General features: G+C 43.8%; 15 protein-coding genes. 4 read left to right on the forward strand and 11 right to left on the reverse strand.

Annotated elements, in window-relative coordinates:
• Nucleotide 1 precedes the first annotated feature (1 nt).
• From ctaE to cyoE, 4 genes are all read right to left on the reverse strand, one after another.
• Nucleotides 2-622, reverse strand: coding sequence for a cytochrome c oxidase subunit III (ctaE, locus tag M4I42_RS01395; RefSeq protein WP_268850476.1), 621 nt, complete (start codon nucleotides 620-622; stop codon nucleotides 2-4).
• Complete coding sequence (gene ctaD / locus M4I42_RS01400; RefSeq protein ID WP_268850477.1) at nucleotides 622-2,478, reverse strand: cytochrome c oxidase subunit I; 1,857 nt, start codon at nucleotides 2,476-2,478, stop codon at nucleotides 622-624. The genes ctaE and ctaD overlap by 1 nt, the downstream gene beginning before the upstream one ends.
• Before the next feature lie 37 nt (nucleotides 2,479-2,515).
• Nucleotides 2,516-3,583, reverse strand: coding sequence for a cytochrome c oxidase subunit II (gene coxB / locus M4I42_RS01405; RefSeq protein WP_268850478.1), 1,068 nt, complete (start codon nucleotides 3,581-3,583; stop codon nucleotides 2,516-2,518).
• A gap of 78 nt (nucleotides 3,584-3,661) precedes the next feature.
• On the reverse strand, nucleotides 3,662-4,579 hold the full coding sequence (gene cyoE, locus M4I42_RS01410) for a heme o synthase (protein WP_268850479.1): 918 nt from the start codon (nucleotides 4,577-4,579) through the stop codon (nucleotides 3,662-3,664).
• Between the two features lie 432 nt (nucleotides 4,580-5,011).
• On the opposite strand from cyoE, the gene M4I42_RS01415 reads away from it, so the two are divergent.
• The gene (locus tag M4I42_RS01415) at nucleotides 5,012-5,962 is read left to right on the forward strand and encodes a COX15/CtaA family protein (protein WP_268850480.1); all 951 of its coding nucleotides are present in this window, start codon (nucleotides 5,012-5,014) and stop codon (nucleotides 5,960-5,962) included.
• 28 nt (nucleotides 5,963-5,990) lie between these two features.
• On the opposite strand, the gene pyc is transcribed toward M4I42_RS01415, so the two are convergent.
• From pyc to M4I42_RS01430, 3 genes are all read right to left on the reverse strand, one after another.
• Entirely contained in the window at nucleotides 5,991-9,434 is a 3,444-nt protein-coding gene (gene pyc / locus M4I42_RS01420; RefSeq protein ID WP_268850481.1) for a pyruvate carboxylase, read from the reverse strand.
• 64 nt (nucleotides 9,435-9,498) lie between these two features.
• Complete coding sequence (locus tag M4I42_RS01425) at nucleotides 9,499-10,719, reverse strand: FtsW/RodA/SpoVE family cell cycle protein (RefSeq protein WP_268850482.1); 1,221 nt, start codon at nucleotides 10,717-10,719, stop codon at nucleotides 9,499-9,501.
• 122 nt (nucleotides 10,720-10,841) lie between these two features.
• Nucleotides 10,842-11,129, reverse strand: a complete 288-nt coding sequence (locus M4I42_RS01430) for a YlaN family protein (RefSeq protein WP_268850483.1) — start codon at nucleotides 11,127-11,129, stop codon at nucleotides 10,842-10,844.
• Between the two features lie 157 nt (nucleotides 11,130-11,286).
• Here M4I42_RS01430 and M4I42_RS01435 point away from each other — a divergent pair, with 157 nt between their 5' ends.
• Nucleotides 11,287-11,784, forward strand: coding sequence for a peptidyl-prolyl cis-trans isomerase (locus tag M4I42_RS01435; RefSeq protein ID WP_268850484.1), 498 nt, complete (start codon nucleotides 11,287-11,289; stop codon nucleotides 11,782-11,784).
• A gap of 35 nt (nucleotides 11,785-11,819) precedes the next feature.
• Here M4I42_RS01435 and M4I42_RS01440 read toward each other — a convergent pair whose 3' ends face one another.
• Complete coding sequence (locus M4I42_RS01440; RefSeq protein WP_268850485.1) at nucleotides 11,820-13,151, reverse strand: PhoH family protein; 1,332 nt, start codon at nucleotides 13,149-13,151, stop codon at nucleotides 11,820-11,822.
• Between the two features lie 132 nt (nucleotides 13,152-13,283).
• Between M4I42_RS01440 and M4I42_RS01445 the strand changes: the two genes are divergently transcribed.
• Nucleotides 13,284-13,877 carry a YhcN/YlaJ family sporulation lipoprotein gene (locus M4I42_RS01445; protein WP_268850486.1) on the forward strand — a complete coding sequence of 198 codons (594 nt, stop codon included), beginning with the start codon at nucleotides 13,284-13,286 and terminating at the stop codon, nucleotides 13,875-13,877.
• A gap of 30 nt (nucleotides 13,878-13,907) precedes the next feature.
• Here M4I42_RS01445 and M4I42_RS01450 read toward each other — a convergent pair whose 3' ends face one another.
• A complete protein-coding gene (locus tag M4I42_RS01450) occupies nucleotides 13,908-14,363 on the reverse strand; it encodes a pyridoxamine 5'-phosphate oxidase family protein (RefSeq protein WP_268850487.1) in 456 nt (151 codons plus the stop codon).
• Nucleotides 14,364-14,469: 106 nt separating this feature from the next.
• Between M4I42_RS01450 and M4I42_RS01455 the strand changes: the two genes are divergently transcribed.
• Nucleotides 14,470-14,670 (forward strand): YlaI family protein, encoded by a 201-nt coding sequence (locus tag M4I42_RS01455; RefSeq protein WP_268850488.1) that lies wholly within the window; start codon nucleotides 14,470-14,472, stop codon nucleotides 14,668-14,670.
• Nucleotides 14,671-14,682: 12 nt separating this feature from the next.
• Here M4I42_RS01455 and M4I42_RS01460 read toward each other — a convergent pair whose 3' ends face one another.
• Both M4I42_RS01460 and M4I42_RS01465 read right to left on the reverse strand, forming a co-directional pair.
• A complete protein-coding gene (locus M4I42_RS01460) occupies nucleotides 14,683-14,988 on the reverse strand; it encodes a hypothetical protein (RefSeq protein WP_268850489.1) in 306 nt (101 codons plus the stop codon).
• A 4-nt stretch (nucleotides 14,989-14,992) separates the two neighbouring features.
• Complete coding sequence (locus M4I42_RS01465; protein ID WP_268850490.1) at nucleotides 14,993-15,313, reverse strand: YlaH-like family protein; 321 nt, start codon at nucleotides 15,311-15,313, stop codon at nucleotides 14,993-14,995.
• Nucleotides 15,314-15,326: the final 13 nt, after the last annotated feature.

Genomic DNA, 15,326 nt, shown 5'->3' on the forward strand with positions numbered 1-15,326 from the left:
ATCACCCCACCATTCCCATTAAATATACAACGGTAAAAATGAACACCCAAACGACGTCGATAAAGTGCCAATATAAGCTTGCGACGTAAAACTTCGGTGCATTATATAAGTTTAACCCACGTTTCGCGTTACGAATCATTAGTGTAACAATCCAAAGCAAACCGAACGCCACGTGGGCACCGTGCGTACCAACTAGCGTGTAAAACGAAGATGCAAAGGCACTTTTTGTAAACACGTGTCCTTCACGGACGTATTCATTAAACTCAAAAATCTCAAGGCCTAAGAAGCCAGCCCCTAACAACACTGTAACCCCAAACCAAAGCTGCATTTTCTTAAAATCAAAGTTTTTCATGTGGTAAATCGCATACACACTCGTTAAGCTGCTCGTTAGTAGGAGCATCGTTGCTACAAAGACGAGCGGCATCCGGAACAATTCTTCTGCGGAAGGCCCGCCTGCCGTTTTATCCCGTAACGCTAAATACGTAGCGAAGAGAGAGGCGAAGAGAACCGTCTCTCCCCCTAAGAATAACCAGAAACCTAAAAATTTATTTTTCCCTTCGAGGGTGGCTTTTTCAGGCGACGCAGGGAACGTTTCTGCTGTCAATTTTTCTTCAACGTGCATTATGCCTTAACCCCCTTTTCCGCTTCAAGAACTTCTTCTTTATGAATGTGGAAGCCGTGGTCATCGATGACCGAGCGCAAGAACATCGAGCCAAGCGTAATTAGCAATCCGATAATTCCGACAGCTAAGCCCCAAGAATGTTCTGTGCGATACATAAAGCCGAATGCCGCAATAAACAATCCGAGCGAAATAACAAACGGTAAAATTGAAGAATTAGGCATGTGAATATCACCGAGCGGTTCTGCTGGTGTCAATCCTTTTTTGCCTTCCATTTTTTCAATCCAAAACGCATCTAATCCACGTACAAGTGGCGTTTGTGCAAAGTTATATTCCGGTGGCGGAGAAGCAACCGCCCATTCAAGCGTACGTCCATCTCCCCATGCATCCGCTTCCGCTTTTTGTCCTTTTGCTGTTGTAATCACAACGTTTACTAAAAGAACGATCGTTGCAGCTGCCATGAAAAAGGCACCAACTGTACTGATCAAGTTACCTGTTTCAAATCCTTGGCCTGGCAAATACGTAAAGACGCGGCGTGGCATTCCCATTAAACCAAGGAAATGTTGGATAAAGAACGTTAAATGGAATCCGGTAAAGAACAACCAGAACGTAATTTTTCCAAGCGTCTCGTTCAACATTTTACCGAACATTTTTGGCCACCAGTAATGAGCCCCTGCTAAGAGCGCGAATACAACCCCACCAACGATAACGTAGTGGAAGTGCGCAACAACGAAATAGCTATCATGATATTGGTAGTCCGCCGCTGCTGCTGCGTTCATGACACCTGTGACGCCTCCCATAACGAACGATGGGATAAACGCAACCGCATACAACATTGGTGTTGTGAAACGAATGTTTCCGCCCCACATCGTAAAGAGCCAGTTGAAAATTTTAATACCAGTTGGAACCGCAATCGCCATTGTCGCAACGGCAAAAATCGCATTCGCAATTGGACCCATACCAACTGTAAACATATGGTGCGCCCACACCATGAAACCTAAAAATCCAATTAATACTGTCGCGAACACCATCGAAGAATATCCGAATAAACGTTTTTTCGAGAATGTCGCAAAAATTTCCGAGAAAATACCGAATGCCGGCAACACTAAAATATATACTTCTGGGTGACCGAAAATCCAGAATAAATGCTCCCAAATAATCGTGTTTCCGCCTCCGGCAGGGTTATAGAAGTTTCCGCCAAATAACCGGTCCATCATCATGAAAATTAAACCGACCGTAAGCGGAGGAAACGCAAATAAAATGAGCGCAGATGTAACAAATGTTGCCCATGTGAACATCGGCATGCGCATATACGTCATTCCAGGTGCACGCATGTTAATAATCGTAACAAGGAAGTTAATTCCTCCTATTAACGTACCAAAACCGGAAATTTGCAAACCGAGCACATAAAAGTCAATACCATGTCCCGGTGATTCGAGCGACAACGATGCATAAGAAGTCCATCCTGCATCAGGCGCTCCCCCTAAAAACCATGACAAGTTGAGGAATACTCCTCCGAAAAAGAATAACCAGAAACCTAACGCGTTTAAAAACGGAAATGCAACGTCACGCGCACCAATTTGAATCGGCACAACAGCGTTCATCATTGCAAACACAAGCGGCATCGCTGCCAAGAAAATCATCGTTGTACCGTGCATCGTCAACACTTGGTTATATAGACCGCCAACTAAAAAGTCGTTGTTCGGCTTCGCAAGTTGAATCCGGATAAATAGAGCTTCAAGACCACCAACGAGGAAGAAAAAGCCGCCAGCAATTAAATAAAGAATGGCGATTTTCTTATGGTCGACCGTTGTAAGGTAGTCCCATATTAGGCTCTTCTTACGAGCTACTGTACTCACAATGTTACCTCCCTTTCTGATATAAATCCCCTTTAAATTACTCTACCTTTAAGCTCATTAAATATTTCGTTAATGCGTTAATTTGAGCGTCTGTTAAGTTTCCGTATGTACCTGCCATTTTGTTGCCAGGCTTCACACTGTTAGGATCTTTCAACCATTTCTTTAAGTTTTCTTCATTATGTTCTAAAATTCCAGCAATGCGCGTACGATCGCCGAAGTTCGCTAAGTTTGGTGCTGTACGAGCTTGCTCTGGACGTTTATCAACCGGACTAACCGCATGGCAACCGATACAGCTTTTGTTAAAGATCGCTTCGCCTTCCTTTGCAACGGAGTCCGTTACAACTGGTTTCGCATTTTTCATTTTTTCTACCCATTGATCGAACTCTTCTCTAGGAAGCGGTTTTACTTTGAAGTCCATTAACGCATGGGACGGACCGCAAAGCTCTGCGCATTTTCCATAGAAAATACCGCCGGCCTTGTCTGTTGCCTTTTGATCAAACTCTAGCCAAAACTGATTTTTGTTATCAACGTTCGTATCCATTTTCCCACCGACAGCAGGAATCCAGAATGAGTGCTTCACATCAGAAGCTTTTAAGTTAAAATATACTCGTTCATTTGTCGGAACGACTAAATCTTGGCTTGTAATAATGCCATAGTCAGGATATTCGAATTCCCACCAGTAAAGATTGGCACGTACGTTGACAACAACTATGTCTTTATTGCGCTTTTCTTTATTCATTGGCTTTACATCTGCAAGCTTAAACGTTGCTGAAACAGTCGGAACTGCCAAAATGATCAGCAGCAAAATCGGAATGACAGTCCAAATAATTTCAAGCTTATGACTTCCTTCCACTTGCTTTGGAATTTTCTTTTCTTCGCCTTTACGTTGCCGGAAACGGACGACAACATACACGAAGATGATCGTTACGACAATAATAACGAGAACCATAATGGCTGTGCTAAGCAGCATGAGTGAATACTGCATATCTGCTACTTCGCCGGCCGGCTGAAGCGTGGACAAAAACGGCTTGCCGCAACCAGCTAACAGAAGCGCCATTACACTAAAAAGAGAAAATAAGCGCCAATTGAGTAGCCATTTCTTCATAGCCTAATCAAACCCCTCTTTCAATTTAAATAAATATATCAATTCTTTCTCTAAAGAAGTGAAAGAATTATAAACGCATTAATCAATGGCCGCAATCACCATTGTGACAAATAAAATCGTTAAATAATTTAAAGAATACACAAACATCCATTTTGCCCATTTCAAATCGTCTTTCATTTTAAATCCGTATAGCCCTAATGCGAGCCAGCCGATATTTAAAAGCGTCGCAATGACGAGAAATGGGACTCCAAGCGGGAATAAATAAAACGGAAGCGGCAGCAAGCAGGCCACCCATACGACAATTTGTCGTTTCGTGATCGCAAAGCCGTGAACGACCGGCAACATCGGGATTCCTGCTTTGCGATATTCCTCGCATCGCTTCATGGCGAGCGCCAAAAAGTGCGGCGGCTGCCATAAAAACATCAACAAAAACAACACGAGCGGAACAACGTGAAAATGCGGGTCAACAGCCGTCCATCCGATCACCGGCGGCACCGCGCCGGAAATGCTACCGATGACTGTATTTAACGTATTATTCCGCTTCGACCACATCGTATACAAAAACACATAAGTGACAACCCCGATTAACCCTACAATAGCTGCTGTAACCGTCGTCATTAACAAACTCAATGTCCCCACGACAGTCAACAAAACACCGAACCATAACACCCGTTTCGGCTCCATCGTTCCTTTGACGGTCGGTCGCGTTTTCGTTCTCTCCATCAAATGATCGATATCGCGATCAATAAAGTTGTTTAAGCTGCACGCCCCAGCAATAATAAGCGCGGAGCCAAACAGCGTAAAAAAGACGGTTTGAAGATTTTCTAAAAAACCTTCCCCCATGTAATAAAAAGCTAACCATAATCCAGTGAACGTCGTAATTAAGTTTGAATTGACAATGCCGATTTTTACAACAGAAAGAACGTCTTTCCAAACGATCGTTACTGACAATTTCTGCGTTTTTTCGCCAATTGGCGAAGCCGTTTCGTTTGCCATCTTTTCTTCCTCCTTCCTCCGTTTCCTACCCGAAACGGAAGATAACATGAATACGTTTACAACCATTAAATGAATTCTAATGTATTTTAACACATTTTTTATGGTTAATATAAGTCATAAAGTTCCTTTCTCTATATATTAAATCACATTTCTTTGTCGAAATGTGAACTTTTTTTGAACAATTTGTGTCAAAAAAATGACTAGATTGTCACCATCTTCATGTACCCATTAATATTTCTAGCAAACTCCCGAGTAAGATTCAATATTTTTTACGATAATAAACGTTTATTTGTTTTTTACGTCCGTTGTGTTGTAGAATGATGTTGTTTATTGTCGAAATTGCCCTTAGCGCGTGTTTCGTGTAAGATAAACGTATACTTTACTAGATTATTGCCAAAATAAATATTTTCCAACACAAGTAGGTGAAGAATTTTGCAACGCACGTTAAAATGGTTTGCTGTAGTGACAACGATCGCAATGTTGTTTGTGTTGATTGGCGGTGCACTCGTCACAAAGACTGGTTCAGGGATGGGATGTGGGCGATCTTGGCCGCTTTGCGACGGTGAACTCATTCCTTCCAATATCACTCCCGAGTTGGTCATTGAGCTTAGTCATCGGCTTGTGTCCGGCCTCGCCGGCTTTTTAGTGCTCGTTTTATCGATTTGGTCATGGCGGGCGATCGGCCACATTCGGGAAACGAAGTTTTTAGCGACCGTTTCGTTCGTGTTTCTTGTGCTTCAAGGGTTGATCGGGGCAGCCGCGGTCGTCTGGGGACAGTCTGATTTTGTGCTTGCTTTGCATTTTGGCATTTCGCTCATTTCTTTTGCTTCTGTCTTTTTGTTAACGTTATTAATTTTTGAAGTCGACAAAAAGTTTGACGCTGAATCATTAGTCCTCGACGCCAAAATGAAACAACACATTTACGGAGTGATTGCTTATTGTTACATCGTCGTCTATACGGGAGCGCTTGTGCGGCATAAACAGGCAAGCTTAGCGTGTCCGAGCTGGCCGCTCTGTTCCAACTCTCGTCCTTTTCCTGTTCAGCTTCACGAATGGGTGCAAATGGGCCATCGGTTAGCAGCTGGCCTCATTATTGTATGGATTTTATTAGCCACTATTCGTGCGATCAAATACCATAAACACCAGCGCGTCATTTATTGGGGCTGGATTACCGCTCTTATTCTTGTTTTGCTGCAAATGGCAACCGGAGCATTGATCGTCTTTACAGAATTAAATTTATACGTTGCACTTGCCCATGCCTTTTTCATTTCGTGTTTATTTGGCATATTAAGCTATTTGCTGCTTCTTGCCATCCGCAGCAAACGAAACGAACAACAACTGTCGACATCAGAGCACCGAACGTCTTTCAGCAGTGCACAATAAAAGCGCTAGGGGTTCCTAGCGCCTTTTCTTATTTCGTTAACTCAATTAGTAAATCTCCCGCCTGAATCGCATCTCCGTTTTTCACGTAAATATCTTTCACGATTCCGGAGAACGGAGCTTGTACCGTTGTTTCCATTTTCATCGCTTCTGTGATCATTAAGTGGTCGCCTTTGTTGACTTTTTCCCCTGACTCCACGAGCACTTTCACAACCGTACCCGGCATCGTGGCAGCAATATGGTTCGGATTGTTTTTATCGGCTTTAATTCGTTCCGCCACTGCCGCCTTAATGCTTTCATCGCGAATAACGATTTCGCGTGGCTGGCCGTTTAATTCAAAGTAGACAATGCGCGTGCCATCCGCTTGCGGCTGACCGATCGCCACTAATTTCACAATCAGCGTTTTTCCTTTTTCGATCTCGACTTCAATTTCTTCTCCAAGTCTCATGCCATAAAGGAATGTCGGCGTATCGAGAACGGAAATATCGCCGAATTTTTCCACTGTTTCCGTATATTCAAGAAACACTTTCGGATAAAGCGCATAGGCAAGCGCATCAAAATCGGTAACTTGCCGATCAAGCTTGTGGAACAATTCTTCTTTCAATTTATCAAAATCGACAGGCTCCAACAGTTCTCCTGGTCTGACGGTAATCGGCTCGCGCCCTTTTAAAATAATGCGCTGCAACTCTTGCGGAAAACCGCCTGGCATTTGTCCTAAATACCCTTCAAACAACTCGACAACTGAATCTGGGAAGTCAAGCGTTTCGCCGCGCTCAAAAATATCTTTTTCCGTCAAATTATTTTGTACCATATAAAGCGCCATATCACCGACTACTTTCGAAGACGGTGTCACTTTCACAATATCACCGAACATATCGTTGACGCGGCGGTACATTTCTTTTACTTCGTCCCAACGGTCGCCAAGCCCTACTGCTTTTGCTTGTTGCTGCAAGTTGCTATATTGTCCGCCTGGCATTTCGTGGCGATACACTTCCGTATGCGGCGCGTTCATGCCGCTTTCAAATTCTTGATAATATTTGCGCACATCTTCCCAATAACGGGCAAGCTGCTCAAGCCCATCAATATTGACTTCCGGTGCACGTTCCGTCCCTTCTAGCGCATAATAAAGCGTATTCGCGCTCGGCTGTGACGTTAAACCCGCCATCGAGCTGACCGCTACGTCGACAATATCGACACCAGCTTCAATCGCTTTTGCATACATGTAAATGCCGTTGCCGCTCGTGTCATGCGTATGAAGGTGAATCGGAATATCAACCGTTTCTTTTAAAGTCGAAATAAGCACATAGGCTGCTTGCGGCTTTAACAAGCCGGCCATATCTTTAATCGCTAAAATATGGGCGCCTGCGGCTTCTAACTCTTTCGCCAACGCTTTGTAATAGTCTAAATTATATTTCGGACGGGACGGATCTAAAATATCTCCTGTATAACAAATCGCGGCCTCCGCAATTTTTCCTGTTTGTCGGACTGCATCAATCGCAATCGTCATTCCTTTCACCCAGTTTAAGCTATCGAAAATACGGAAGACGTCAATGCCCGCATATGCGGATTTTTCTACAAACTCACGAATGACGTTGTCCGGGTAGTTTTTATAACCGACCGCATTCGCCGAACGCAGCAACATTTGAAAGAGCACGTTTGGAATGCGTTCACGTAATTTCAACAGGCGATCCCACGGATCTTCTTTCAAAAATCGGTAGGCGACATCGAACGTTGCTCCGCCCCACATTTCGAGCGAGAACAAATTTGGCAACAACCTTGCCGTCGGCTCGGCAATATGCACTAAGTCCGTTGTCCGAACACGAGTTGCCAACAGTGATTGATGGGCATCACGGAAGGTTGTATCAGTTAATAGCACGCGGTTTTGCTCTTTAATCCACGTGACAAGTCCTTCTGCCCCCCGCTCATCAAGAATTTGCTTCGTGCCGTTTTCGATCGGCAACAAATGGTTGACTTTCGGAATGCGCGGTTTTTCGAACACCGGCTTCTTTTTCTTGCCGATACCTGGAAAACCATTGACCGTCACATTGCCGATATATGTTAACATTTTCGTACCGCGGTCTTTCCGTTTCGGGAATACAAACAATTCTGGCGTCGTGTCAATAAACGACGTATCGTACTCTCCCGATAAAAACTTCGGATGCTGTACGACATTTTCTAAAAACGGAATGTTCGTTTTAATGCCGCGAATCCGGAATTCCCGCAAGTTGCGCAACATTTTTCGTGCCGCCTGTTCAAATGTCAGCGCCCATGTCGACAATTTCACAAGCAACGAATCATAATACGGCGTAATGACCGCGCCTTGGAAGCCGTTTCCGGCATCTAACCGCACGCCGAAGCCACCGCCGGAACGATACGCCATAATTTTTCCTGTATCCGGCATGAAGTTGTTGAGCGGGTCTTCTGTCGTTACCCGCGATTGAATCGCATACCCGTTAATTCGAATATCCTCTTGTTTCGGAATACCAACTTGTTCGCTATGAAGCGAGTGCCCCTCCGCAATTAAAATTTGCGATTGAACAATATCGATACCGGTAATCATTTCGGTGATCGTATGCTCAACTTGAATGCGCGGATTCACTTCAATGAAATAAAATTCGTCGCCAGAAACGAGAAACTCTACCGTTCCCGCATTGACATAGCCGACATTTTTCATAAGCTTCACAGCCGCTTCACAAATGTCGTCGCGAAGCTTGTCTGACAGCGAAACGCTCGGAGCGATTTCCACAACTTTTTGATGGCGGCGCTGCACCGAACAATCACGATCATAAAGATGAACGATATTGCCTTCATAATCGCCTAAAATTTGCACTTCGATATGTTTCGGCCGTTCGATCAACTTTTCGACGTACACGTCATCGCTTCCAAAGGCCGCTTTCGCTTCCGATTTGGCGCGTTCGTACGCTTCTTTCACTTCTGCTTTCGATCGAACGATGCGCATGCCGCGGCCGCCACCGCCTAATGCTGCTTTAATGATGATCGGGTAGCCGTATTTTTCACCAAACCTGATCACTTCTTCTAAGCTATGTACCGGACCGTCGCTTCCCGGAATGACGGGAATCCCTGCTAACTCCGCTTGATGCCGAGCTTTCACTTTATCGCCGAACATATCTAAATGCTCTTCCTTCGGTCCAATAAAAATAATGCCTTCTTCGACACAACGTTTCGCAAACTGAATGTTTTCGGAAAGAAACCCATATCCAGGATGAATCGCATCAACATCATGCGCCTTCGCGATTTCAATGATCCCTTCAATGTCTAAGTACGCTTCAATCGGCTTTTTCCCTTCACCGACTAAATACGCTTCGTCCGCTTTATAACGGTGATACGAGCCTGCATCTTCTTTCGAATAAATGGCAACAGTGCGGATACCAAGTTCGTTGCAGGCGCGAAATACACGAATCGCAATTTCGCCACGGTTTGCTACTAAAACTTTCTGAATTTTTTGTGTATTCATTTGCTTGTCCTCTCCTCCTTTCTAATAAAACTATAACGGTTTGGCTAATTTGTAAATATGTTTTCTAAAAAATCAAACCTTTTTCTGATTGTTTTTTCGCTACTTTCCCTGCGTACGTTTTATGTTTATATTTCGCTTCATATTTAGCAAACATGGATATATTCACTAATACACCAAGCGATGTCATAAATAAGACGAGCGCCGAACCGCCGTAACTGACAAGAGGAAGCGGAACGCCAGTGATCGGAATCAACCCTGTCACCCCGCCGACGTTAATGAACGTTTGAATGCCGATCATCGAAGAAATTCCGATTGCGAGCAAACTCCCAAACACATCATCGCATTTCCGTGCGATATAAAGCCCGCGCAAAACAATAAACGCCAATAGCAATAGCACAAACGCCACCCCAAACAACCCTAACTCTTCCGCAATAACCGCCATAATAAAGTCCGTATGAGATTCCGGTAAATAGCCGTATTTTTGAATACTTTTCCCTAACCCGACTCCTTTTAATCCTCCGAGACCAATGGCTAAATACGAATTGACTAGCTGAAACCCAGCGTCGTCGACGTATTTAAACGGATCTAAAAATCCGTAAATACGCGAAATTCTTTCTTTCGAAAAGATTTTATCCCAAATAAAAGGAAGGATAAACGGAGCGAATACCGTAAACACCATTCCGAAAAATAGCAGCTGCTTGAAAAGCAATCGGAAGCTTAATCCTGATGATAAAATAATGCACGACGCAATAAGAAACACGATCATCGCTGTTCCAAAATCGGGTTGGATCGCAATCAAAAAACAAATCCATAACGTATAGTAAATCGGAAATAGTTGTCCTTTTACAGGTTGAGCCATTCGTTTTTGTTTATTGGCAAATGCCGCTGCTAAGTAGACAATTAAGCCGAATTTCACAAGCTCCGCTGGCTGCACACTAAAAAAGCCAAACTTAAACCAGCTAGTGGCGTTGTTAGCTGTATGACCGATGAAAGCGACGGCAAGCAATACGACTGAAGAAGCAATAAAAATTCCTTTCACGATTTTTTTTCCCGCCAATATTTTATAAGGAACGATGGCTGCGAAAAAAAAGCAAACAGCGGACGCGATCAACCACATTTTTTGTTTTTCATAAAAATAATCGCTCGACACACCAAATCGCGTCACAGCCGACACCATACTTGAGCTGTAGACCATAATTAGCCCGAAAATCGCTAGCATCCAAACCGAAATGATGAGCGGATAGTCATATGATTTCATGATGTTTCGAATAAGCTGTTTATCCATCTTCCCTCTTCCTTACCGATGTTGTACTATAGTATTTCGTAATCCGCTTTCGTTTTCCTTCTAAAAACACAAAAACTCAAACGATTGGCGCTGCTTTCAACCGTTTGAGTTAACGTTTATCGTTATCGTACGCGTTTTTTCGTGGAAGCTTCGTGAAGTATGGACAACTCCCGCTCTAACGTATCAAGAAGTGTTTTGCCGTCTTTTTCATCGACAAGGCCTAGCCGGATCGCAAAGTCGATTTCCCGAGACAAGCCAAACATTTGCGTATCGAGCACTTCTTCATAAAGAGGGCACTGAGGCATCGTTAAGTTGTCCATTTGCACTTGAATGAGCTTAACAATTTTATCCGCATCTGTCTTTAAGAGCGCGTACGCTTTTTCACGATAATTAATCGTTTCGTCGGTCACATTGATCCCTCCGTTCTCCCCTAATCCTTCTTTAAATCTTAACGTGAATCGAAAAATTTTGCAAGATGAAAGACTTGTCACAAATGATCGGACATGACAAAACGTTTATTTATCATTATACTGAATACAGTAAATGACAGGAGAGGAGAGGACAGCTATGGATCGCATTATTCCAATTACAGGAAAAGTGAAATTTTCGATTACGCTAGACCCTGGCGTATGGATTTTCGATGACCGCAAAGTCGAACTGGAGACTTATTTTTCTGGCCAAAAAGAGGAACAACCACAGGAAGAAGATGAGATTCAAAAGATTTCCGCTTACTGGGATCGTGAAATTCAAGAAGGGGCCGTCTTTCCACCGACATTGAAAACAGAGAAAACATTCGCCAAAGAAAAGCTTATTACCGGAACTTTTGCAATGCCGCTTGCGCCGTTTTTGCGCAACGCTGAAGCGCTTCCAGAAGCAACGACGTTTGTTGTCGTCACCGAGAGTGGAGAAGTAGCTATTCCGCTTGAGCAAGCATATGATGTCATTCTTTGTTTTTCAAAAGATGGAAAGCCGTTAAAAGAGGACGGACCGGTTCACGTATATTTCGGCGACGGCTCTAACCGGCACAATCCGATTACGCACGTCCGCCAATTCATCGTTCGCTAGCGCGGACAACGAGGCTGTCCGCATCGGACAGCCTTTTATAGCAAATCTGCGGCCAACTGCGCCAATCCCGAGCGCTCACCTTTAATGAGCCGGACATGCCCGGAAATTTTTTGCTCTTTAAATTTTTCAACGACATACGTTAACCCGTTGTTGTATTCATCTAAATACGGATGATCAATTTGTTCAGGATCCCCCATTAAAATAATTTTACTTTTTTCACCGACGCGCGTTAAAATCGTCTTTACTTCGTGTTTCGTTAAATTTTGCGCTTCGTCAATAATAATAAACTGCTCCGGTAAACTGCGACCGCGTATATAAGTAAGCGCCTCTACTTCGATGGAACTCATCCCCGCTAAAATCGCATCGAGTTCTCCTGGTTTTTTCGTGTTAAATAAATATTCTAAGTTATCGAAGATCGGTTGCATCCACGGGCGCAATTTTTCCTGTTTTTCACCTGGCAAAAACCCGATATCTTTACCGACGGGCACGATCGGTCGAGCCACCAGCAGTTTTTTATACCTCCCGAGATCTTCTGTTTGCATGAGCCCCGCAGCAAGCGCCAAAAGTGTTTTTCCTGTTCCCGCCTTGCCGATAAGCGTTACAAGCGGAAGGTCTTCACGCATCAGCAACTCAAACGCCATCGTCTGCTGAACGTTGCGCGGGCGAATCCCCCAAACGTGTTCATGGTGAAACGTCAATTTTTTTACTTTTTTCCCGGCGTGATCAACCATACCGACCGCAGATGCTGAGCTACCGAGCGCATCTTTCATGATGATGAATTGATTCGGATAAAACGGATGATTAGCAATTTCCGAAAGAACAAGCTCCCCTTTTTCATAAAAACGACTTAAATGCTCCGCATTTATGTACAGCTCTAAAAATCCTGTGTAAATATGCTCAATATCAACAACGCGGTCGTTTAAAAAGTCTTCTGCTTGCAAGCCAATCGCATCCGCTTTGACGCGAACGAGTGCATCTTTGCTCACTAAAATGACTGAGCGGCCATCCTCTTTTTCCTGTTCCTCAAGCGCTAAATTTTTGGCAACCGCTAAAATGCGATTATCGTTCGTCTTTTCCACAAAAATGTCTTGCAGTTGCTGAAACGAGCGGTGATTTAACTCAATTCGGAGCACGCCTCCGTTATCGAGCAAAATTTTTTCATGCAGTTTTCCGTTTTCACGGAGGCGGTCAATCAATTTTGACACTTGCCGCGCATTTCTTCCAACCTCATCCATATACCGCTTTTTTGAATCCACTTCTTCTAATACGACAGCAGGGATGACCACTTCGTTATCTTCAAAGGAAAAAATGGAATACGGGTCTTGCAGGAGCACGTTTGTATCGAGCACGTATATTTTATTTCCCAAATTCCCACGCCCCCATTTCGTTTAGTATGTTCGCTTTCTTTGGACGGGATTGTTGTTATATAGTATGAGGAAATGTATAAAGATAGAAGGTTGGTCACAAAATAAAGTTAAAAACAGACCGAGGTGCAAATAATGAATCGTTACTCTGCTCTTGTTGCGACTAGTCTCTTTTTCATTTTAACAGGCTGCAATATCGGAAATCGGCAAGATACGCCTAACGAATCTCTCGTCCGAGTGAAAAATACGGTAAGCGAGAATGTGCAAAATAAATCAGGCCAACAGATTGCCCACCATTTAGCAGATTTAGCAAACCGCGTGCCTAACGTCGAAGATGCCACTGTCCTTGTTGTTGGGAAATATGCGATCGTTGGCATTGACGTAAACGATAAGTTAGATCGTTCCCGCGTCGGAACAGTGAAATATTCCGTCGCCGAAAGCTTGCAAAAAGATCCATACGGAGCGAACGCGATCATTATCGCTGATCCTGACTTATATACGCGACTGCAAAACATTGTCCGCCAAGTGGATAACGGCCGACCTGTGCAGGCATTTATGAACGAAGTGGCTGATATCGTCGGTCGCGTCATGCCGGAAATTCCAAGCGATTTACTGCAAACAAAAAATCCAGCGCCAACAAAAGAAAACAATGCGGAGCTGAACAAAAAAGAGGAAAAACAGCTGAATAACCGTCAAGACAAACAATCGAATCACTATTTAAATGAGTAAGAGCCTAGCCATCCGCTAAGCTCTTTTTCGTTACGCATTTCTTAGTGCACTCATCACTTGATGATCTAATTTTGCCGCTGCTTGGGCATCGTACGTTTTTTCGTATTTCGGCTCAACGGAAATTTTTGCTCCGTAAAACATGACATCGCGCACTTCCGTAATCACGATTTCTACAAGCGCTAATTTGAGCGGAACTCCGTCCATTTTCTCGATTTTGACGTGCGCTTTGCCGCTAATCGAATACGTCGATTCGTTGGCAATTAACGTGATGACGACAAACGGATTTTTTTGAATGTTTTGCACAATACGCGAGCGGTTATCGACCGCAAAATAAAGGCGGTCTTCACTCGGTGCATACACCCATGAAATGGCGCTGACATTCGGGCCGCCGGTTTCATGGTCAATCGTCGCGACCGTTACGAATCGCTCTTTTTGCAACGCTTGGAAAAGAGGCTCGATCAGTTTTTGTTCTACTTCATTAGCCATCAAAAACACCTCCCGGATAGTGATAATTTTATCATACCTATTTTCTCCAAAGTTGCAAAGGAAAATGGTATAATCAAAACAAATGGTGTTAACTACGAGGTGTACGATGAGAGTGAAATGTGTTCTTTGCGATCAAATTAACGTAATTGATGATGAATCATTGTTGGCAAAGCGGTTGCGCAACCGTCCGATCCATACGTATATGTGCGAATCATGCTATGAACGCATTGCCGAAAAAACAAAGATGCGGCTTGCGACCGGGAAATTTCGCATTTACCGTTCCAACACGCCGCACGATGAATGGTAGAAGCACCGCGCGCTATGCACGGTGCTTTTGTTCGGTTGGATAGTTGATATATTTCTCGGGCTCGCGTTCGATTTGCTCAAGCATGGCTTCAATCAGTTCCACCGGAAAGCGTGCTGTTTTCGATTGCTGTTCCTTTTCATAATGGATGATATACATCATTTCATCTTTTTTCACGTTAACCTTTGTAATCTGAAAATCATTTTGTAAAATCGTCCGGAAAAAGGCGGCGGTTTCTTGTGCGGCAGTATCGTTTGGCCGCGCATCCGCAACGACTTGAATCGTTAGCCAATTATAAAGGGCATCTTGCAATGACTTCATCTCGTCACCGCCTTGTCGAACTTTCTTCTTGCTTTTTCGCTTGATGTAGCCGAATTTTATAAATGATTAAAATGAGCGCTGCGACAACTAACCCTTCGGCAACCGGTAAAAAGACAGCAAAAAACGTTAAAATGGTGCATCCTAAGGCAAGCAAAATGTAAATAACCACATTTTTTAACAGCGGTAACTTTTTCGCAAACCCAAGCCGGTACACAATAGCGGATAAAATTAATACTGTAATATAAAGAAGCCACATTCCTTGCTTCGGATTCGTATGCACTCCATATAGCGACGCAAAAAAGGAAAGCCGCTCCATCACACTCATTGTTCCTGCCCCC

This window comes from Anoxybacillus sp. J5B_2022 (genome assembly GCF_026847645.1).
Lineage (GTDB): Bacteria > Bacillota > Bacilli > Bacillales > Anoxybacillaceae > Anoxybacteroides.